The following is a 21,621-nucleotide window of genomic DNA, read 5'->3' as shown; positions in this document are numbered from 1 at the left end:
ATGTTCTCCGGCCGCGCGTGCACGGTCAAGCCGCCGCGATTTTCCTCGCGGCGGTATTCGCAAATAAGGTCACGGCTTCGCGCGATCGCGCAACCAGGTCTCGCGCGTCACCTTCCACTTCTCCGCTCTGGATTCGCCATTGTGGTGCGGAAGCTCGACGAAGCCGACGAATTCGGCTCCGGTCTTCTGCTTGACCCGGCGCGAGCCGACGTTGGACGGCGCGTTGCAGACATGGAAGTGATCGAGGCCGAGCGCCAGGAAGGCGAAATCGTTCACCGCCGCGATCGCCTCGGTCATGAGGCCCTGATTCCAATACGGCTCAGCGAGCCAGAATCCGCGATTGCCCTTGCGGCCGTCGGCGCGCGGCCGGAAATTGATGTTGCCGATCGCCTCGCCATCGCGGGCACGCAACACCAGTGCCCATTGATAGCTTTCCTCTCCGGCCGCGATCTTGTCGAGCTCGCGCCTGATAAAGCTTTCCGCGCCGTCGCCGGGATAAGGCCACGGCACCACCGTGGCGAGAGTCTTGATCACATTCCAATTGTTGAAGTGACTCTGGATCGCCGCGGCATCCGACAGCGCAAGCGGCCGCAGGATCAGGCGTGGCGTCTCGATGCGCGGGGTCTCGAACATTGCTACTTCTGGCACTTCGGGCACCAGAACGTCGAACGGCCGTTCTGGGTGAAGCGCCTGACAATACCTTCGCAGCCCGACGTACGGCACGTCTCGCCCTCGCGGTCATAGACCTGGAACGAATGCTGGAAATAGCCGAGATCGCCGTTGGTCAATCGATGGTCGCTGATCGAGGAGCCGCCGGCCTTGATCGCCTGGTTGAGCACCGAATGGATCGCGTCGACCAGCCGCCTGGCGTGGTCGGTCGGCTCGCCCCCGGCAACGCCCTTGCGTTGTCCGGACTTGGTCGCGAGCGTCGCGGCCAATCGCCGCGGCGACAGATGCGAACGAAACAGCGCCTCGCAGACATAGATGTTGCCAAGTCCCGCCACCACGCGCTGATCGAGCAGCGCGGCCTTCAGGCTGGTCTTCTTGTTGTGACAGGAGCGCGCCAGCATCGCCGCGTCGAACTCGTTGCCGAGCGGCTCGGGACCGAGCCCTTTCAGGAGCGGTTCATCCTCGATCGCGTTGCGCGCGATGATCTTCATATAGCCGAAGCGCCGCGGATCGTTGAAGACGACGGCCGCGCCCGACGACATGTGGAACACCACGTGATCATGCACGCGATCCTCGCTGCGCGGATGGTGGAATTGCCCCGGCGTCGCCGCGCCGTCCTGCTTCAGCACGCGGAACGAGCCCGACATGCCCAGATGCATCAGCAGCACGTCGCCGGAGTTCAGGTCCGCCATCAGATATTTGGCACGGCGGCCGAGCCCGGTGATGGTCCGGCCCTCCAGCCGGGCGATAAAGTCTTTTTGAAACGGAAACCGCAAATCCTTGCGGCGAGCCTCGGCCTTGAGGATCGTGGACCCCTCCATGGCCGGTTGCAGGCCGCGGCGGACGGTCTCGACTTCGGGTAATTCCGGCATGGCAGGCATTCACCTTTTGGAAGTGACGTGATAGCGCCATTGCGGCCGCCGCGCTATGGTTTGGCTGGAGCGTTTTTCGAGCCAAGCGGCTACCGGTTCGCGTGAAGAAAACGCGACCAAAAAGGGTAAGAGTTCTGAGTGATGGATCGGCCGGATCAAACCACCCATTTCGGCTTCAGGGATGTGCCCCTGGGCGAGAAGCAGACGCTGGTGAACGACGTGTTTCACAGCGTGGCGTCCCGCTACGACCTGATGAACGATCTGATGTCGGCGGGCCTGCACCGGGCCTGGAAGGACGTCATGATCACGATGCTCGATCCGCCGAAGGGCGACCGGCCGTTCGCGCTGCTCGACGTCGCTGGCGGCACCGGCGACATCGCGTTCCGGGCCGCCAAGACCGCGGGCGCGGGCTTTCATGCCACGGTCTGCGACATCAATGCCGACATGCTCGCCGTCGGCCGCGAGCGCGCCGCGAAGCAGCACCTCGATGACCGGGTGTCGTTCGTCGAGGGCAACGCCGAAACGCTGGGTTTTGCCGACCGCGCGTTCGACGCCTACACCATCGCATTCGGCATCCGTAACGTGCCGCAGATCGACCTCGCATTGCGCGAGGCCTATCGCGTGCTCAAGCCGGGCAGCCGCTTCCTGTGCCTGGAATTCTCCACCGTCGACGTGCCCGGCCTCGACAAGATCTACGATCTGTTTTCCTTCAAGGTGATCCCGCCGCTCGGCCGCGCCGTCACCGGTGACGCCGAGTCCTATCAATATCTCGTCGAGTCGATCCGCAAATTCCCGCGGCCGAACGCGTTCGCCGAGATGATCGGCGCCGCCGGCTTTGCCCGCGTGAAGTGGCAGAGCCTCTCCGGCGGCATCGTGGCGCTGCATTCGGGCTGGCGTTTGTGATCTCTGCACTGACCCACATCACGCGCCTCGCCCGCGCCGGTTTCGTGTTTGCGCGCGAGGGCGTGTTCGGCGTCGTCGATCCCGCGCTGGTGCCGCCGCCCGGGCAGCTCGCGCTGAAGCTGGCGCGGCTGATCGAGCGCCGCTCCGCCAAGTCAGGTCCGCGGTTGTCGCGCGCACTGACGCGGCTCGGACCGGCCTATCTCAAGCTCGGGCAATTCCTCGCCACCCGGCCCGACGTGGTCGGCGTGGCGATGGCGCGCGATCTCGAAGCCCTGCAGGACCGGCTGCCGCCGTTCGCGCAGGAAGCGGCCGAAACCGTCATCACGCAATCGCTGGAACGGCCGCTGCCGCAGGCCTTTGTGCATCTGGGCCCTGCGGTTGCCGCGGCCTCGATCGCGCAGGTGCATCGCGGCGAAATCGAGCGCGACGGGGTCCGGCATCAGGTTGCGGTCAAGGTGCTCCGGCCCAACGTCGCCGCGCGCTTCCGCCGCGACCTCAGCGACTTCTTCTTTGTCGCGCACAAGGCCGAGGCGCATTCCGCCGAGGCGCGGCGCTTGCGCCTGATCGAGGTCATCAACACGATGTCGCGCTCGGTCGCGATGGAGATGGATCTGCGGCTCGAGGCGGCCGCGCTGTCCGAGATGGCCGAGAACACCCGCGGCGATCCGGACTTCCGCGTCCCCGCGGTGGATTGGGATCGCACCGCGCACAGCGTGCTGACGATGGAGTGGATCGACGGCATCGCGCTGAACGATCACGTCCGGCTGGCGCAGGCCAAGGTCGATTTGCCCGATCTCGGCCGCAAGGTGATCCAGAGCTTCCTGCGCCACGCGCTGCGCGACGGCTTCTTCCATGCCGACATGCATCCCGGCAATTTGTTCCTCGACGAGGCCGGCCGGCTCGTTGCCGTGGATTTCGGCATCATGGGACGGCTCGGGCTGAAGGAGCGGCGCTTCCTGGCCGAGATCCTGCTCGGCTTCATCACCCGCGATTATCGCCGCGTCGCCGAGGTGCATTTCGAGGCCGGCTACGTGCCCGGCCACCATTCGGTGGAGAATTTCGCGCAGGCGATCCGCGCGATCGGCGAGCCGATCCACAACCGCACCGCCGAGGAAATCTCGATGGCGAAGCTGCTGACGCTTCTGCTCGAGGTCACCGGCCTGTTCGACATGCAGACGCGCCCCGAGCTGATCCTGCTGCAGAAGACCATGGTGGTGGTCGAGGGGGTGGCGCGCGGCTTCGACCCGAAGCTCGACATCTGGAAGATCGCCGACCCCGTGGTGCGCGAATGGATCACGCAGAATCTCGGCCCGGCCGGCCGCATCCAGGGCGCGATCTCAGGCGCGGGCGAGCTCGGCCGCATCCTCGCCAACTTGCCGTCGATCGCCAACCGCGCCGTCACGGTGCTCGAGCAGCTGGAGACCATGACGCTGGAGGGCCACATGCTGTCTTCGGACTCGATCGACGAAATGGCCCGCGCCGAGGCCCGCAAGGCGCGGGTGCAGACCGTCGGCCTCTGGGTCATTGCGATCGCCTCCATCGCGATCTTTTTCGCGATCCGGGCACACTGATTGCAATGCATGCACCATGTGATAGCATCGCTATCATATTTATTTGAGCATGATGCCTGAGGGCACGCCATGGCCAGCCTGACCATCCGCAAACTCGACGACACGCTGAAGGCCTATCTGCGGCTGCGCTCCGCCAGGAACGGCCGCTCGGTCGAGGAGGAGGTCCGGGTGATCCTCCGGGACCTCGCAGACGGCGGTACGGAGCCCTCCGAGGCGCCCGGCCCAGGTTCCGCGACAGTGGCAGCCCCTGCTCCACGGGCCGCCAGCGTGGCCGGCGAGCCGCGCGTCACCCTGATCATCGGCGGGGGGATTGCGGCCTACAAGGCGCTGGATCTGATCCGGCGACTCAAGGAACGGCACATCCAGGTCCGCTGCGTGCTGACCAGGGCGGCCCAGCAATTCGTCACCCCGCTCGCCGCCAGCGCGCTGTCGCATGAGCGCGTCTACACCGACCTGTTCGACGCCGAGAGTGAGTTCGACGCCGGCCATATCCGCCTGGCGCGGGACTGCGACCTGATCGTGGTGGCGCCGGCGACCGCCGACCTGATGGCCAAGATGGCGCAGGGCCATGCCGACGACCTCGCCACCGCCACCTTGCTGGCGGCCAACCGGCCGATCCTGCTGGCGCCGGCGATGAACCCGCTGATGTGGAACAATCCGGCCACCCGCCGCAACGTGCTGCAGCTCCGCCGCGACGGCGTCCACACCGTCGGCCCCAATGCGGGCGAGATGGCGGAAGCCGGCGAGGCCGGCGTCGGCCGGATGGCCGAGCCGACCGAGATCGCCGCCGCCGCCGACCGCATGCTGCGCCCGCCGCAGCCACGTCCGCTAGCCGGCAAGCGGGTGCTGATCACCGCGGGCCCGACCCATGAGGCGATCGATCCGGTCCGCTACATCGCCAACCGCTCGTCCGGCAAGCAGGGCTTTGCCATCGCCGCCGCCGCGCGCGCCGCCGGCGCCGAGGTGGTGCTGGTGACCGGCCCGGTCGAGCTCGACGACCCCCAGGGCATTTCGGTCATGCGCGTGGAGTCCGCGCGCGACATGCTGCACCGGGTCGAGGCGGCGCTGCCGGTCGACGTCGCGATCTTCGCCGCCGCGGTCGCCGACTGGCGGGTCGCCACCGAGGGCAGCCAGAAGCTGAAGAAGACCGCGGCCGGCATGCCGCCGCTGCAGCTGGTCGAGAACCCCGACATCCTCGCGACAATTTCCAAGCTGAAGGAGCAGCGGCCGCCGCTGGTGATTGGGTTCGCCGCCGAGACCGAGCATCTGATCGAGAACGCCAAGGCGAAGTTCGCGCGCAAGGGCTGCGACTGGATCGTCGCCAACGACGTCTCGCCGGCAACCGGGGTGATGGGCGGCGACCGCAACACCGTTCACCTGCTCTCGCGCGAGGGCAAGGACGTCACCGTCGACTCCTGGCCTGTCATGACCAAGGAGGAAGTCGCGACCGCGCTGGTGTCGCGCATCGCAAGAGCGTTTTCGAGCGAAGTGGTCACCGGTTCGCGTCAAGAAAACGCGACCAAACAAAAGGATTAGAGCATGATCCGATTCAATCGGATCATGCTCTAGAGCCGTAGGAACCGCATCGTGAGCGCCACCATCAAGGTCGAAGTCCATCAACTGCCGCACGGCGCCGATCTCCTGCTGCCGATCTATCAGACCGCCGACGCGGCCGGGCTCGACCTGCTCGCGGCGGTGCCGCAGTCGGCGCCGCTGCTGCTGCTCCCGGGCCGCTACGAGATGGTTCCGACCGGACTGACGATCGCGCTGCCGCCGGGCTACGAGGCGCAGGTGCGGCCGCGCTCCGGCCTTGCCGCCAAATACGGCGTCACGGTGCTGAACTCGCCCGGCACGATCGACGCCGACTATCGCGGCGAGATCAACGTGCTGCTGATCAACCACGGCCATGAGGTGTTCTCGATCCGGCGCGGCGAGCGTATCGCGCAGATGGTGATCGCGCCGGTCACACGGGCCGAGCTGGTTCCGGTCGACGTGCTGCCGGCGACCGGGCGCGGCAGCGGCGGCTTCGGCTCGACCGGACGCTAGTGCGCGACGACTTCACTCGAGCGGCGGCGCCACTTCACCTCGCCCCGCGTGCGGGGAGAGGTCGGAACGCATCGTCAGATGCGTTCCGGGTGAGGGGGAGTCTCCGCGAACGCAGCTATCACCGGATATGCGGAGACGGCCCCTCACCCCAACCCTCTCCCCGTAAGAACGGGGAGAGGGAGCCAAGCGCCTTCGCATCGGACAAGTGTGCGGACGAGCTCGGGAAGATCACGCTTCGTGCGCGCTCTCCGCACCAATACGGAGTCAATTCGCGTAAAATCCGCCCCACCCGGCGGCATTTTTTCACAGGGGATTCTGCGTTCACGGTCTGGACTCTTACTCGCCGAGTCCCGTTGGGACTATTCTGTCTTGATTCGAGCACGACGGGGGGTCTTCGTCGGGCTGTCTGGTCCTGCTTGGGCATGATCGGCGGACAAACGTCGTACGTTTGCCGTGAGGGAACACCGGTCTCCTCTTTTCCGGATCATGCCTTAAGGTTTGTGCGTTCTGGGGCAACATATGTCGGGCGTAGTCGCGGCAATGCGTCGAACCCTGCTGTCATGCACCTCACTGGCGCGCGACGGCATGATTGGGCTCGCCATCACCGCATTGCTGCCAGCCCGCACCGCGTTTGCCGCCGAGAGCCCGGTCGCCCAGGCGATGTCGGATCATTTCGGCTTCAATCACCAGGAGGTCGCGGTCCTCGCGACGTCGCTTGCGCTGGTCGGCTTCTCGGCCGTCGCCGCGATCCTCTTGATGCGCACCCGCGTGCGCGCGACGAGGAACGAGGAACAGCTGCAGTCCGAGATCACGGACCTGCAGGCGCAATCGGACCGGCTGCGCGCGCTGCTGTTCGTCGAGCCGCAGGTCCTGATCTCCTGGGCCGCGGGCGACAACCGGCCACAGATCTCGGGCGACATCTCGCTGGTGATGTCGCAGGAAGGATCGCCGCAACGCGTCCTCGCCTTCGGAACCTGGCTGCCGCCCGAGCCGGCGCTGCAGATGGATCACGCCGTCGACGCGCTGCGCGAGAAGGGCGAGGCGTTCCTGCTCAACCTCTCGACCTCGGCCGGCCGTGCCATCGAGGCGATGGGCCGCGCGATCGGCGGCCAGGCCATCGTGCGGATCCGCGAGCTCGGCGGCCTGCGCCGCGAGCTCGCCGAGTCCAACCTGCGCTACAAGGCGCTGCAGGAGGAAACCGAGCTGCTGCGCGATTTCGCCGCCGCCGCGCCATGGCCGATCTGGGCGAAGAGCCTCGAGGGCAATCTGCGCTATGCCAACGCGGCCTATGTCCGCGCCACCGAGGGCAAGAGCGTGTCGGACGCGCTGCAGCGCAATCTCGAACTGCTCGAAAGCGACCAGCGCGGCGAATTGACCCGCGCGCTGAACGACAATGCCAATTATGCCGCGCGGCTGCCGATCGTCGTCAGCGGCGAGCGGCGGATCTACGACGTGCAGGCGCTCAAGCTCTCCGGCGGCAGCGCCGGCATCGCGATCGACGCCAGCGAAGCTGCGGCGTTGCGCGCGGCGATCGCGCGGATGGTCGAAGCGCACCGGCGTACCCTCGACCAATTGTCCTCGGGCGTCGCGGTGTTCGATGCCGACCGGCGGCTCACCTTCTACAACGAGTCCTATCGGCGGCTGTGGGGCCTCGATCAGGCTTTCCTCGACGGCAACCCCGACGATTCCAGCGTGCTGGACCGGCTGCGCGCCAACCGCAAGCTGCCCGAGCAGCCGGATTTCCGCGCCTGGAAGGCCAAGCTGCACGAGGCCTATCGCGCGGTCGAATCCGAAACCTATACCTGGTTCCTGCCCGACGGCCGCGCCATCAGCGTCGTCACCACGCCGAACCTCGAGGGCGGCGTCACCTATCTGTTCGACAACGTCACCGAGAGCCTCGACCTCGCGCGCCGCTACGACCGCCTGACGCGGGTGCAGCGCGAGACCCTGGATAATCTCGGCGAGGCGGTCGCGGTGTTCGGCAGCAACGGCCGCGCGGAACTGTTCAACCCGCCCTTCGCCAAGATGTGGAAGCTGCCGGCCGACGCGCTGCAGGGCGAGCCGCATATCGAGGCGGTGGAAGCACTGTGCCGGCCGCTGTTCGACGACGCCCTGACCTGGCGGACGCTGCGCGAGCAGATCACCGCGATCGAGAACCGCGCCCAGGTCGCGCTCAAGCTCGAGCGCAAGGACGGCAGCGTGCTGAATTGCATGACCATCCCGCTGCCCGACGGCAAGACCCTGCTCGCCTTCCAGGACATCACCGACACCGAAAATGTTGAGCGGGCGCTGCGCGAGCGCAACGAGGCGCTGGAAGCCGCCGACCAGATGAAGGTGGATTTCGTCCACCACGTCTCCTACGAGCTGCGCGCACCGCTCACCACCATCATCGGCTTCGCGCATTTCCTCAGCGATCCCTCGACCGGACCGCTGACGCCGAAGCAGGCCGAATATCTCGACTACGTCACCAAATCGACCAACGCGCTGCTGGCGCTCACCAACAACATTCTCGATCTCGCCACCATCGACGCCGGCGCGATGAAGCTCGAGCTCGGTCCGGTCAATATCGGCCAGGCGATCGAAGGCGCCGCCGAAGGCATCCAGGATCGCCTCGCGACCGACCGCATCACCCTCAAGGTCGATATCGAGCCCGACATCGGCGCCTTTGTCGGCGACGAGCGGCGCGTGGTGCAGGTGCTGTATAATCTGCTCGCCAACGCGGTCGGCTTCTCGCCGCACGACGCCACCGTCACGATCAGCGCCCACCGCACCGAGCACAGCGTGGTGTTTGCGGTGACCGACGCCGGTCCCGGCATTCCGGCGGAGATGCGCGACAAGGTGTTCAACTGGTTCGAGAGCCATTCGCACGGCTCGCGGCACCGCGGCGCGGGCCTTGGCCTGTCGCTGGTCCGCTCCTTCGTCGAACTCCATGGCGGACGGGTGCGCGTCGATTCGACCGTAGGCCACGGCACGACCGTGACCTGCGACTTCCCGATCGACCAGACCGCACACCGCAACGCTGCTGAATGACGGCGACCTCGACATTCTCGGTGGCACTCGCGAACGAGACCGCGACAGCAGAGCTGATGGCCGACCTCGCGCTGCTGATCGGCGCCGGCGACGTCATTACGCTGTCCGGCGATCTCGGCGCCGGCAAGACCACGGCCGCGCGCGCGTTGATCCGCTATCTCGCCGACGACGACGCGCTGGAGGTACCGAGCCCGACCTTCACGCTGGCGCAGAGCTACGAGCTGCCGTCGTTTCCGCTGGTTCATGCCGACCTCTACCGCATCAACGACGCCGGCGAGCTCGAGGAGATCGGGCTGTCGCCGCTGCCCGACGACATCGTGGCGCTGATCGAGTGGCCGGAGCGCGCGCCCGACGCGATGCCCGCCGACCGCATCGATATCGCGTTCAGCCATCGCCCGGCGCTCGGATCGGCGGCACGCGCGGCCGAGATCACCGGCCATGGCAAGGGCGCGGCGAAGGTCGCGCGGCTCAACGAGCTGCGCCAGTTCCTCGACCGCGCGGGCTTTCTCAATGCCCGGCGCGAACGCATGCCGGGCGATGCCTCGACGCGCTCCTATGCGCGGCTGCGCAACGACGACGGCACCGTCATCCTGATGAACTCGCCGCGCCGTCCCGACGGCCCGGCGATCTACAGCGGCCAGTCCTACAGCGCAGCGGTGCATCTCGCCGAAGACGTCAGGCCGTTCGTCGCGATCGGAAACGGCCTGCGCAAGCATGGTTTCTCGGCGCCCGCGATCCGTCACATCGATCTCGGATCCGGCTTCCTTATCACCGAGGATTTCGGCGCCGAGGGCGTCATCGAGGGCGACCCACCGCAGCCGATCGCCGAGCGTTACGAGGCCGCCGTCGACATGCTGGCGGCGCTGCACCGCGAGGTGCTGCCGGAGCAATTGCCGCTGACGTCGGACGAGAGCTACGACATCCCGGTGTTCGACATCGACGCCTGGCTGATCGAGATCGGGCTGATGCTGGAATGGTACCTGCCAGACCGCGGCGCGCAGCCGAGCGAGGAGCTTCGCGCCGAATTTCTCGGGATGTGGCGCGGCCTGCTGGAGAAGCCCGCAGCCGCACCGCAGACCTGGGTGATCCGCGACTTCCATTCGCCGAACATCATCTGGCTTGCCGAACGCACCGGCATCCTGCGCGTCGGCGTCATCGATTTCCAGGACGCGCTGCTCGGCCCCGCGGCCTATGACGTGGTGTCGCTGCTGCAGGATGCCCGGATCGATGTGCCCGAGCAGCTCGAGCTGTCGCTCTTGACCCGCTACATCAAGGCGCGGCGCGCGACCGATGAAAGCTTCGATCCGGCCGGCTTCGCCGAGCTCTATGCGATCATGTCGGCGCAGCGCAACACCCGCCTGCTCGGCACCTTTGCGCGACTCAACCGCCGCGACGGCAAGCCGCAATATCTCAAGCACCAGCCGCGGATCTGGACCTATCTCGAGCGGTCGCTGGCTCACCCCGCGCTGACCAGCTTCCGCATCTGGTACAAAGCCAACGTCCCTCCTCCAGTACCGTAGTTTACGGGTTATTAGCCTCGCCTCCCCTAAGGTTGCGGAGCCCGCACCTGATCCATGGCGCGGCCGGATCTGGAGCGGGACCACACGATGGGGACGGAACGACGCAAGGGCGATCGTGTCACGTTTGAGCGCGGCATAGCAGCGCACATGATGGGCATCGACGGCACCTGGCGGCGCGACTGCACCATGGAAGACGTGTCGGAGACGGGCGCCAAGCTCTCCGTCGACGGCTCGGTCGAGGGCCTGAACCTGAAGGAGTTCTTTCTGCTGCTGTCGTCCACAGGATTGGCCTATCGCCGCTGCGAGCTGGCATGGGTCAATGGCGACCAGATCGGCGTCAACTTTCTCAAACAAGGCGACAAGAAGAAGAAAACCGCCAGACGCGGCACGCAAGCTGCCGACGTCTAGGCCAGGGTCGTCATTGCCGTCTTGCGGCCGTCATGTCTCGTGACTATGGCGTCTGATTGATGTGCTTGCCGAATCGCCGTGATATGATCGGCGCATGAGAGATGATGACCGAGAATATCCGGAAGATGCCCGTCACTCCCCATAAAGCCATGGTGCTCGCTGCGGGCCTCGGCGTGCGCATGCGCCCCCTGACCAACACGATGCCGAAGCCGCTGGTCAGCGTCGCCGGCCAGCCGCTGCTCGACCATGTGCTCGACAAGCTCGCCGGCGCCGGCGTCAGCGAAGCGGTCGTGAACGTGCACTATTTGCCTGACCAGATCATCGAGCACGTCAAGCCCCGCAGCCGTCCGCGCGTGATCATCTCCGACGAGCGCGACCAGGTGCTCGGCACCGGCGGCGCGGTAGTGAAGGCGCTGCCGCTGCTCGGCGATGCGCCGTTCTATCATCTGAACGCGGACACGATGTGGATCGACGGCGTGCGCTCCAATCTGGCGCGGCTCGCGGAAACCTTCGATCCCGCGCGGATGGATATCCTGCTGCTGATGGCGCCGACCGCTACGAGCATCGGCTATGGCGGGCGCGGCGACTATTCGATGTTGCCGGATGGCGCGTTGCGCAAGCGGCGCGAGCACCAGGTGGTGCCGTTCGTCTATGCCGGCGCCGCGATCATGTCGCCTGCGCTGTTCGCCGACGCGCCGGCCGGCGAGTTCTCGCTGACCAAGATGTTCGACCGCGCCAACGAGCAGGAGCGGCTGTTCGGCCTGCGCCTCGACGGCGTCTGGATGCATGTCGGCACTCCGGACGCGATCCAGGCTGCGGAAGAAGCTTACCTGGAAAGCGTCGCGTAGGCGGCGCCTTCGTCAGCCATCGGCGTCGATCGCGAGCACCGCGAAGCTCGCAAGCCAGTGTTCACCCATATAGTCGCTGGCGATATACGGCAGGCCGGCGTCGAGATGCCGGCGCGCGGCATCCTGCAGGATCGGACGGCGCGCATCGGCCGCCGGCAACGCACCGGCCAGCGCCCGCCAGCACCATGCGCGGCTGAGATTGAGCCCGTCGAGATGTGCCAGCTTGCCATCCGAGCGATCGGTGACCGTGGCGGGCCGGAACAGGGTTGCGGGTTCGCGCAGCTCGAGCCGCGGCAGGAAGCGGTCGAACCAGGGCAGGAAGTCACCCGGTGCCAGCAGCCGGCGCATGCACTCCGCTTCGATCAGCGCGGACGACTGGAAGTCATCACCGCTCGGCTCACCCCAGGCGGGGCAGTCCTGATCGGCGCCGTACCAGCGCAGCGCTGTGTCGCGCAACAGCGCACTGAGCGCATCGTCCTGTGTCACCGCGGCGTAGTCGGCTGCCATGCGCAGTCCGAACGCGGTGTTGAAATGGGTGCCGACCCGCACCGGATAGGTGGCGAGCGGCAGGAAATCGCGGTAGCGCTGCGCGAAGATCTCGGCGAGCGGAGCGATCCGATCGCGCCAGTTGGTGTTCTCGACGAGCGAGAGCTCTGCGGCGAGCTTCAACAGCCAGCCCCAGCCGTAAGGCCGCTTGAAGCCGCGCGCGGTCGGGGCGGCGAGATAGCTGCATTCGGCCGCGATCTTCTCCGCAACGAACTGCGCGTCGAACAGCGCGCGGATATCGTCCGCCGCCTCGGATGAGGGATAGCGGCGCAGCAACCGGGCAAGCATCCAGTAGCTGTGGACGCAGGAATGCCAGTCGTAGCTGCCGAAGAACACCGGATGCAGCTCGCGCGGCGTGCGCGCATCCTGCGGCCCCGCCAGCACGTGATCGGGCTTGTTCGGATATTCGCGCGTGACATGGCCGAGCGCGATGCGCGCGAAACGGACGGCGAGGTCTTCGGTCAGGATCGTCGCGCTCATGGTGAGGCATTCTCCTTGCGCTCGCGGCGAACAAGCATCTCGATCAGCCGCGGCGTCATATAGATCGGAAACTGCGTGGCGGCGAAGAACAACGCCGTCATCGGCGACACCGCGGCGCCCATCGCCGACCAGACCAGTCCGACATTGCGGTTGCCGAGAACGAGGCCACTTGTCAGCCGTGCAGCCAGATTGCCCGGCGTGAGCAGCGCGCCACACAATTGCAGGGCAAGATTGCAGGCGAAGGCAAGGCCGACGCAGGTGAACGCGGCGGCCGGTTGCGCTTCGATCTGGGTGCGCACCCCGGCCATGGTGGCGATCGCGAACAGCAGCAGCGAGGCCAGCACGAGCGCGTCGATGATGCGCGCATGCTGCACCAATCGTGCAGCGGCCTGACGGCGCAACAGCAACGCCAACGCGCCGGCGCCGCCAACCAGGAAGACCAGCCGCGTCGCAAGCGCCAGCGGATCGAGCGCGAGACCGGCAAATCCCGCGGCGATCAGCGGCACGGTAACCGGCGCCAGCGCCATCGACAGCAGCGTCACGGCAAGCGGAATGGTCGCATCGAAGCCGAGCATGCGCGCGACGGCCGCCGTGCCGCTCGACGGTGGCGCACACACCGACAGCACCAATGCGACGATCAGCTCGGGTCGAAAGCCGGCGCCGCGCGCGGCAAGGCCGACTGCAAGCGGGCTCGCCAGCATGGCCAGCGCCGGCAACAGCAGCCAGACCAGCGGCCGCTGCAACGCGCGCCGGAACGCCGTGCCGTCGACCTGGAGGAAGGTGCCGAGCACCAGAACGAAGATCGCCGCCGCCATCAGCGGGCGGGCGCCGTCCGCCAAGGCGGGGAAAGCCAATCCTGCCAGCACGCCGATGATCAGCAGTGTCGGCCCGCTTGGCACCAGCCTCGCAAATCTCGCCAAATTCCTGGGTCCCGTCGTCATGTCCGGCCAATGAGCATAGGCCGGGGCAAATCATTGTTGAAATCGATTATTCTTATAAGCATTATTGCTATAATGAATTTATCCGCCGTCGATCTCAACCTGCTGGTCGCCTTCGAAGCGCTGATGGAGGAGCGCCACGTCACCCGGGCGGCCGAGCGCATCGGGCTCGCCCAGCCGTCCATGAGCAGCGCGTTGCGAAGGCTGCGTGCGCTGTTTGCGGACGAACTGTTCCTGCGTGCCGGCGCGGGCATGCAGCCGACCGAAAAGGCGCTGGCGCTGGCCGGGCCGATCGGCGACGCGCTGCGGCAAATCCGGAGCGCGCTGGTGCCCGATCAGGGCTTCGATCCGGCGATCGCGCGACGGCGCATCACCATCGCCGCGACCGACTACGGCGATCTCGTCGTGGTGCCGGAATTGACCCGGCTGCTGCGCATCGAAGCGCCCGGCATTGACCTTGCGGTGCGCCCGCTCACCGATGCGACGGTGGCGCTGGCGAAGCTGGAGCGCGGCGAGCTCGATGCCCTGATCGGCGGGCACCTGCCGGACTCGCCGCGCTGTGTCCGGCACCGGCTGTTCGAGGAACGCTTCGTCTGCGTCCGCGATACCACGCGCACGAACCGATCGGAGCGCCTCAGTCTGGAAGATTACGCGACCTTGCCGCACGCGCTGTTCTCGGCGGCCGGCGGCGATGGCCTGCCGAGCGTGATCGACGCGCTGCTGGCGCGCCATGGACTGAAGCGACGGGTGGCGGTGACGCTTGCGCATGTGGTGGCCGTTCCGTTCGCCGTGGTCGGCACCGATCTGATCGCCACGATGTCCGAGCGCATCGCCCGGCGCTTCACGCATCTGGCCGACATTGCCGTCGTCGCGCCGCCGATCGACATCCCCGCCTTCGCGATCGACCTGATCCATACGAGCCGCGCCGCCCGGGATCCGGCGCTGCGCTGGTTCCTGGATGCCGCCGATCGCTGCGCCGGCCGATTGCGATATTGAGCGGTGACGGTTCTCCGACAGGGGTGGCTAACGACGGTCGCCGCTCCCTATATTGGCGCCGGATTCGAATCAGGCAGCCCATGCGCGTCTTCAGTGTTCCCGTTTCTGCGCCGTTCCTGCGGACCGTCATCTCGGCGCTGGTCGATGGCCGGCTGGTCGCGGGATTCGAGGCGCAGAGCGATCCGGCAAGGCTCGCCAACGCCACGCTGTATCTGCCGACCCGCCGTGCCGGGCGGCTGGCGCGGGAAATCTTCCTCGATGTGCTCAAGTCGGACGCCGCCGTGCTGCCGCGCATCGTCGCGCTTGGCGACATCGATGAGGACGAACTCGCCTTCGCCGACCAAAGCGAGGACGTCGGCGGCGCCGCGCCGCTGGAGATTCCGCCAAGGCTGGGCGAGCTCGAGCGCCGGCTGACGCTGGCGCATCTGGTCGCCGCCTGGGCGAAGACGCCGGTATCGGCGCCGCTGGTGGTCGGCGGGCCGGCCTCGACGCTGCAACTCGCCGGCGATCTGGCGCGGCTGATGGACGACATGGTGACGCGCCGCGTCGACTGGCGCGCGCTCGACCGCCTGGTGCCGGACCAGCTCGACAAATACTGGCAGCACTCGCTCGACTTCCTGCGCATCGCGCGCGACGCCTGGCCCAGCTACCTCAAGGAGATCGGCCGGATCGAACCCGCCGCGCGCCGCGATCTGCTGATCGAGGCGGAGGCGGCGCGGCTGACCGCGCACCACGCGGGCCCGGTGATCGCGGCCGGTTCGACCGGCTCGATGCCGGCGACGGCGAAATTCCTGCACGCGGTGGCGAAGCTGCCGAACGGTGCCGTGGTGCTGCCCGGGCTCGACACCGATCTCGACGAGGACTCCTGGGACACGATCGGCGGCGAGCGCGGCGACGACGGCAGGTTCGTAACGCCGCCCTCGTCGAACCATCCGCAATTCGCGATGCACGCCTTGCTCGACCGCTTCGGCATCACGCGCCGCGACGTCGAGAGCCTTGCCGAGCCGGCGCCGCTCGGCCGCGAGGTGCTGGTGTCGGAGACGATGCGTCCCTCGACCGCGACCGCGCAGTGGCACGACCGGCTGGAACGGCCGGAGATCGTGGCGCGGATTTCCGCCGGGATGACCAACCTCACCGTGGTCGAGGCGCCCAATCCGGAAATGGAGGCGCTGGCGATCGCGGTTGCGATGCGCGAGGCGCGGCATCTCGGCAAATCGGCCGCGCTGGTGACGCCGGATCGCGCGCTGGCGCGCCGCGTGATGGCGTCGCTGACGCGCTGGAAGCTCGAGTTCGACGATTCCGGCGGCGATGCGCTGATCGAGACGCCGGCCGGCGTGTTCGCCCGCCTGACCGCGGAGGCGGCGGCCAAGGGGCTGGAGCCGCCGACGCTGCTCGCGCTGCTCAAGCATCCGCTGTTCCGGCTCGGCGGTTCGCGTGGCGCGCTGCGGCGCGCGATCGAGGTGCTGGAGATCGCGCTGCTCCGCGGCACGCGGCCGCAAGCCGGGACCGGCGGCCTCGCCCGCGACTTCGCGCGCTTCCGCGCCGAGCTGGTCAAACTGCACGGCGGCGAGACCTCGTCGCTGCACGCCATGGAGCCGCGCGCCCGGCTGCGCGACAACGAGCTCAACCGGGCGCAGGACCTGATCGCCAGATTGCAGGCGGCGCTGGCGCCGCTCGAAGGCATGGCGTCGTCAAAACCCTATGATTTCGCGGAGTTGGCCGCGCGCCACCGGGAGGCCCTGATCGCGCTGTCCGGCGACCAGAACGGCGTTGCCGTCGTGTTCGAGGAGCGCGCCGGTGCGTCGCTGGCGTCTGCGTTCGACGAGCTGCTCGCCAAGCAGCAGCCGAGCGGGCTGATGACGCCGCTCGCCGATTATCCCGAGGTGTTCCAGACCGCGTTCGCCGACCGCATGGTGCGGCGGCCGGAATCGGCGCGCGCGCAGCTCAACATCTTCGGCCAGCTCGAAGCACGTCTCACCGAATCCGATCGCGTCATCCTCGGCGGCCTGGTCGAGGGCGTCTGGCCGCCGGCGCCGCGGATCGATCCGTGGCTGAGCCGGCCGATGCGGCACGAGCTCGGGCTCGATCTTCCCGAGCGGCGTATCGGGCTTTCCGCGCACGACTTTGCGCAGCTGCTCGGCCATGACGAGGTGATCCTCACCCACGCCGCAAAAGTCGGCGGTGCGCCGGCGGTCGCCTCGCGCTTCCTGCATCGGCTCGAAGCGGTCGCCGGCGAGGCGCGCTGGAAGGCCGCGACATCGGCCGGCGAAACTTACGTGCAATATGCCGCCGAGCTCGACCGGCCCGACAAGGTCGAGCCGATCCCGCAGCCGGAGCCGCGGCCGCCGCGCGAGGCACGTCCGCTGAAGATGTCTGTCACCGCGATCGAGGACTGGCTGCGCGATCCCTACACGATCTATGCGCGCTACATCCTGCGGCTCGATCCGCTCGACCCCGTCGACATGCCGTTGTCGGCGGCCGATCGCGGCTCGGCGATCCACGAGGCGCTCGGCGAGTTCACGCAGGTCTATGCCGACGCGCTGCCTGCCAACACCCTGCTCACGTTGCGCGAGATCGGGGCCAAATATTTTGCGCCGCTGATGGAGCGGCCCGAGGCGCGAGCGCTGTGGTGGCCGCGCTTCCAGCGCATCGCAACATGGTTTGCCGAATGGGAGCAGGCCCGGCGCGGCCAGATCGAGGCCATCAAGGCCGAGATCCGCGGCGAGATCGGCATCCCGCTCGACGATGCCAGGACCTTCACGCTCTCGGCGCGCGCCGACCGCATCGAGCGGCGCGATGACGGCAGCTTTGCGATCCTCGACTACAAGACCGGCCAGCCGCCGACTGGCAAGCAGGTGCGCATGGGCCTGTCGCCGCAGCTCACCCTGGAAGCCGCGATCCTGCGCGAGGGCGGCTTCGCCGACATCCCGGCCGACTCCTCGGTCGGCGACCTCGTCTATGTCAGGCTGAGCGGCAACAATCCGCCGGGCGAGCAGCGTTCGCTGGAGCTGAAGATCAAGACCAACGACACGCCGCAGCCGCCCGATGAGGCCGCCGACAGCGCGCGGCGCAAGCTCGAGGCCCTGATCCGCGCCTTCGACGACGAGCAGCAGGCCTACACCTCGCTGAACCTCTCGATGTGGGCGAACCGCTACGGCGCCTATGACGACCTCGCACGCATCAAGGAATGGTCCGCCGCCGGCGGCCTGGGGATCGAGGAATGGTGAAGGCGCCCCGTCCGATTCCGCCCGCCGTGCGCGACGCGCAGGCGCGCGCGTCCGATCCGAAAGCGTCGACCTTCGTGTCGGCCAACGCCGGCTCGGGCAAGACCCATGTGCTGGTGCAGCGCGTCATCCGCCTGCTGCTGTCGGGAGTGCCGCCGGAAAAGATCCTCTGCATCACCTTCACCAAGGCGGCTGCCGCGAACATGGCCGAGCGCGTGTTCACGACGCTCGGCCATTGGGTGACGCTCGACGACGCCGGGCTCGACGCCGCGATCCGCGAGGCCGGCATTGCCCATCCTTCCGCCACGTTGCGGCGCGAGGCGCGCAAACTGTTTGCCTGCGCGCTGGAGACCCCCGGCGGCTTGAAGGTGCAGACCATCCACGCGCTGTGCACCCGCCTGCTGCAGCAGTTTCCGTTCGAGGCCAACGTGCCGGCGCGCTTTGCCGTGCTCGACGACCGCGACCAGAACGAGATGATGGAGCGCGCCAATCTCGCGGTGTTCCTCGAAGCCTCGCGGATTCCCGACAGTCCGATCGGCCGCGCGCTGCGGACGGCGATGGCAAATGCCGCCGACGTCACTTTCAAGGAGGTGGTCCGCGAGGCCTGCCTCAGCCGCGACCATTTCATGGCCTGGACCGATGCCGCCGGCAACGCCGCGGCCGCCGCAGCGCAGATGTCGGCCGCGCTCGGCGTCTCCGCCGATGATCGCATCGAGGAGGTCGAGCGCGAGATCGTCGACGGGCCGAACCTGCCGCGCGCGAGCTGGAAGGAGATGGCGACGCTGCTCGATACCAGCAGCAAGGCGGATCAGAAGCAGGCCGAACGGCTGCGGAGCGCGCTGACCTTCACCGGTGCAGCGCAGGTCGACGAATATCTCGGCGTCTTCCTGACCGATGAACGCGCCCCGCGCGCGTCTGTCGTCACCAACAGTTTCATCAAGAAGAATGCGGTCGCGGGCCGTCGGTTCGAGGCGGAGATCGACCGTCTCGGTCCGTTGATCGAGCGCCGCCGCGCCGTGGTCGCGCGCGACCGCACCGAGGCGCTGATCCACATCGCGACCGCGGCCGCCGCGCACTACCGGCGCGAGAAGCTGGAACGCGGCCTGCTCGACTATGACGATCTGATCGACAAGACGCTGGCGATGCTCGACCGCGTCTCGTCGGGCTGGGTGCATTACAAGCTCGACCGCGGCGTCGATCACGTGCTGATCGACGAGGCGCAGGATACGAGCCCGCGGCAATGGGACATCGTCGCGCACATCATCTCGGAATTCACCTCCGGCGCCGGCGCGCGCGACGGCCTGGTGCGCACCGTGTTCGCGGTCGGCGACGAGAAGCAGTCGATCTTCTCGTTCCAGGGCGCGGCGCCGCGCGAATTCGACCTGCGCCGGCGCGAGCTGAAGCGGCGGTTCGAGGAAGCCGGGCTGAAATTCGACCCGGTGTCATTCACCTATTCGTTCCGCTCGGGGCCGGTGATCCTGCATTCGGTCGACCATGTGTTCCGCGAGCAGGAGATCTTCCGCAGCATTCATGCGATCGAGAACGGCTACCCGATCCACAACGCGATGGCCGATGCCGGCCCCAGCCAGATCGAGCTCTGGGATCTCGCCGTGGCCGACGATCGCCAGGATATCGAGGGCTGGCGCGCGCCGTTCGACGGCGTGTCGGTGACCAGCCCCGAGGTGAAACTGGCGCGTCGCATCCAGGCCGAGATCAAGCGCCTCGTTGCCAGCGGCACCATGACCGGCAGCACCGGCGGACGGCGGCCGCTCAGCTACGGCGACATGCTGATCCTGGTGCGGCGGCGCGGCAACGCCTTCGACGCGGTGATCCAGGCGCTGAAGCACGCGGGCATCCCGGTCGCCGGCGCCGACCGGCTGAAGCTGACCGAGCACATCGCGATCATCGACCTGATGAACCTCGCCGATGCGCTGTTGCTGCCGCAGGACGATCTCGCGCTGGCGGTGGCGTTGAAGAGCCCGCTGTTCGGCCTAGACGACGACGATCTATTCAAGCTGGCGTACCAGCGTCGCGGCTCGCTGCGCGAGGCACTGGCCGCGCAGGCACCCACCGATGAGCAATTTTCGGCCGCGCTGCGCCGTCTCGAACAATGCGAGCGCCGCTTCACCCAGGAGACGCCGTTCGCGTTCTACGCCTGGCTGCTCGGCGGCGATGGCGGGCGGGCGCGCATCCTGCGCCGGCTCGGCCATGAGGCGAACGACGCGCTCGACGAATTCCTCGAGCTTGCGCTGAGCTATGAGCGCAAGGCGCCGGCCTCGCTGCAGGGCTTCGTCGCCTGGCTGCGCGCCGCCGACACCGAGGTGAAGCGCGACATGGAGATTTCGCGCGACGAGGTCCGCGTCATGACCGTGCACGGCGCCAAGGGCCTCGAGGCGTCGGTGGTGTTCCTGGTCGACACCACGACCTCGCCGTCGGACACGCAGCGGCTGCGGCTGATCCATCTGCCGCAGGGCAATGCCGCGCCGAACGCGCCCGGCGTCGTGGTGTGGGCCGGCAAGAAGGCCGAGGATCCGCCCGGCGTCGCCGAGGCGCGCAAGGCGATGCTCGGCGACACCGAGGACGAGTATCGCCGCCTGCTCTATGTCGCGATGACCCGCGCCGCCGACCGGCTGATCGTCGGCGGCTGCATGCCCGGCAACATGAACACGGTGCGGAAATCGTCCTGGTACGATCTGATCACCAAGGGGCTCGCCAATTCCGGGCTCAAGCTCGAGGAGCTGGAGACGCCAGGCGGCAAGGTGATGCGCTATTCGCGGCCGGATGACGTCGCCGATCTCACCGGTGCGACAGCGTCAGCGGCCGCGGTGCCGATCGCATTGCCGTCCTGGCTGCGTGCTGCGGCCGCACCGGAAGCATCGGCGGCGAGCATGCTGCGTCCGTCAGATCCGGCTGATGACGACAGCCATCCGATCCGGACCGGCGAATCGGTGCTGCTGCGTGCCCGCGCCCTGCAACGCGGCACGCTGGTACATCGCCTGCTGCAGTCGCTGCCCGACGTCGCGCTCGAGCGGCGGCGCGCCGCCGCGCTCGGCTACCTCGCGCGCAATGCCGACGGCTGGAACGAACAGGAGCAGGTCGCGCTCGCCGATCAGGTGCTCGGCCTGATCGCCGATCCGCGCTTTGCCGCGGTGTTCGCGCCGGGCAGCCGCGCGGAAGTCTCGATCGTCGGGCGGCTGGAGCGGCCGGGCCAGCCGAAGGCGCTGGTGTCGGGCCAGATCGACCGCCTGGTGGTGACGCCAACCGACGTCCTGATCGTCGATTTCAAGACCAACCATGCTCCGCCCAAGACGGCAGCCGAGGCGCCGCGGGGCTATGTCCGGCAGCTCGCGCTATACCGCGCGGTGCTCGCCAGGCTTTATCCCCAGCTGCCCGTGCGGGCCGCCCTGCTCTGGACCGAAACGACTGAAATCATGGAGATTTCCGCCTCCGCGCTGGACGCTGCCCTGGCATAAGTTCATGTCGGCGTGAGCACGCTTGACCCGGCAAGGGGGCGTTCATAGGTTTGACCCATGCTCCCGGGCGCGATTCCCAACCGCGCCCTTTTGTCTC

Annotated in this window: 15 protein-coding genes; 11 read left to right on the top strand and 4 right to left on the bottom strand. The window is 67.7% G+C overall.

Annotated features, from left to right (window positions below; translation table 11 throughout):
- Window positions 1-69: 69 nt before the first annotated feature.
- Both ACVMB1_RS34590 and mutM read right to left on the bottom strand, forming a co-directional pair.
- Window positions 70-633: a GNAT family N-acetyltransferase gene (locus ACVMB1_RS34590; protein ID WP_057020429.1), complete on the bottom strand. Its 564-nt coding sequence runs from the start codon at window positions 631-633 to the stop codon at window positions 70-72.
- Between the two features lie 2 nt (window positions 634-635).
- The gene (mutM, locus tag ACVMB1_RS34585) at window positions 636-1,541 is read right to left on the bottom strand and encodes a bifunctional DNA-formamidopyrimidine glycosylase/DNA-(apurinic or apyrimidinic site) lyase (protein WP_076833827.1); all 906 of its coding nucleotides are present in this window, start codon (window positions 1,539-1,541) and stop codon (window positions 636-638) included.
- 141 nt (window positions 1,542-1,682) lie between these two features.
- On the opposite strand from mutM, the gene ubiE reads away from it, so the two are divergent.
- The 8 genes from ubiE to ACVMB1_RS34545 all read left to right on the top strand — a co-directional run bounded on the left by ubiE (window position 1,683) and on the right by ACVMB1_RS34545 (window position 11,867).
- Window positions 1,683-2,444 carry a bifunctional demethylmenaquinone methyltransferase/2-methoxy-6-polyprenyl-1,4-benzoquinol methylase UbiE gene (ubiE, locus tag ACVMB1_RS34580; RefSeq protein ID WP_057020427.1) on the top strand — a complete coding sequence of 254 codons (762 nt, stop codon included), beginning with the start codon at window positions 1,683-1,685 and terminating at the stop codon, window positions 2,442-2,444.
- Window positions 2,441-4,015, top strand: a complete 1,575-nt coding sequence (ubiB, locus tag ACVMB1_RS34575; RefSeq protein WP_076833825.1) for a 2-polyprenylphenol 6-hydroxylase — start codon at window positions 2,441-2,443, stop codon at window positions 4,013-4,015. Before ubiE ends, ubiB begins: the two co-directional genes overlap by 4 nt.
- A 69-nt stretch (window positions 4,016-4,084) precedes the next feature.
- On the top strand, window positions 4,085-5,551 hold the full coding sequence (coaBC, locus tag ACVMB1_RS34570; protein WP_076833822.1) for a bifunctional phosphopantothenoylcysteine decarboxylase/phosphopantothenate--cysteine ligase CoaBC: 1,467 nt from the start codon (window positions 4,085-4,087) through the stop codon (window positions 5,549-5,551).
- Between the two features lie 51 nt (window positions 5,552-5,602).
- The gene (dut, locus tag ACVMB1_RS34565) at window positions 5,603-6,061 is read left to right on the top strand and encodes a dUTP diphosphatase (protein WP_076833820.1); all 459 of its coding nucleotides are present in this window, start codon (window positions 5,603-5,605) and stop codon (window positions 6,059-6,061) included.
- 519 nt (window positions 6,062-6,580) lie between these two features.
- Window positions 6,581-9,091 carry an ATP-binding protein gene (locus ACVMB1_RS34560; RefSeq protein WP_456849688.1) on the top strand — a complete coding sequence of 837 codons (2,511 nt, stop codon included), beginning with the start codon at window positions 6,581-6,583 and terminating at the stop codon, window positions 9,089-9,091.
- Complete coding sequence (tsaE, locus tag ACVMB1_RS34555; protein ID WP_076833817.1) at window positions 9,088-10,611, top strand: tRNA (adenosine(37)-N6)-threonylcarbamoyltransferase complex ATPase subunit type 1 TsaE; 1,524 nt, start codon at window positions 9,088-9,090, stop codon at window positions 10,609-10,611. Before ACVMB1_RS34560 ends, tsaE begins: the two co-directional genes overlap by 4 nt.
- Before the next feature lie 87 nt (window positions 10,612-10,698).
- The gene (locus ACVMB1_RS34550) at window positions 10,699-11,019 is read left to right on the top strand and encodes a PilZ domain-containing protein (protein ID WP_028337556.1); all 321 of its coding nucleotides are present in this window, start codon (window positions 10,699-10,701) and stop codon (window positions 11,017-11,019) included.
- 125 nt (window positions 11,020-11,144) lie between these two features.
- Complete coding sequence (locus ACVMB1_RS34545; RefSeq protein WP_057020444.1) at window positions 11,145-11,867, top strand: nucleotidyltransferase family protein; 723 nt, start codon at window positions 11,145-11,147, stop codon at window positions 11,865-11,867.
- Between the two features lie 12 nt (window positions 11,868-11,879).
- On the opposite strand, the gene ACVMB1_RS34540 is transcribed toward ACVMB1_RS34545, so the two are convergent.
- On the bottom strand, window positions 11,880-12,893 hold the full coding sequence (locus ACVMB1_RS34540; protein ID WP_076833815.1) for a DUF2891 domain-containing protein: 1,014 nt from the start codon (window positions 12,891-12,893) through the stop codon (window positions 11,880-11,882).
- On the bottom strand, window positions 12,890-13,813 hold the full coding sequence (locus ACVMB1_RS34535; protein ID WP_244558982.1) for a hypothetical protein: 924 nt from the start codon (window positions 13,811-13,813) through the stop codon (window positions 12,890-12,892). The genes ACVMB1_RS34540 and ACVMB1_RS34535 overlap by 4 nt, the downstream gene beginning before the upstream one ends.
- A gap of 57 nt (window positions 13,814-13,870) precedes the next feature.
- Here ACVMB1_RS34535 and ACVMB1_RS34530 point away from each other — a divergent pair, with 57 nt between their 5' ends.
- From ACVMB1_RS34530 to addA, 3 genes are all read left to right on the top strand, one after another.
- Complete coding sequence (locus ACVMB1_RS34530; protein ID WP_456815195.1) at window positions 13,871-14,827, top strand: LysR family transcriptional regulator; 957 nt, start codon at window positions 13,871-13,873, stop codon at window positions 14,825-14,827.
- Window positions 14,828-14,907: 80 nt separating this feature from the next.
- On the top strand, window positions 14,908-18,054 hold the full coding sequence (gene addB, locus ACVMB1_RS34525) for a double-strand break repair protein AddB (RefSeq protein ID WP_076833810.1): 3,147 nt from the start codon (window positions 14,908-14,910) through the stop codon (window positions 18,052-18,054).
- Window positions 18,048-21,524: a double-strand break repair helicase AddA gene (addA, locus tag ACVMB1_RS34520; RefSeq protein ID WP_076833808.1), complete on the top strand. Its 3,477-nt coding sequence runs from the start codon at window positions 18,048-18,050 to the stop codon at window positions 21,522-21,524. Before addB ends, addA begins: the two co-directional genes overlap by 7 nt.
- Window positions 21,525-21,621 lie beyond the last annotated feature (97 nt).

This window comes from Bradyrhizobium sp. USDA 4504 (genome assembly GCF_054063995.1).
The sequence above is the reverse complement of the archived record's forward strand: the minus strand, read 5'-3'. Positions and strand labels throughout refer to the sequence as shown.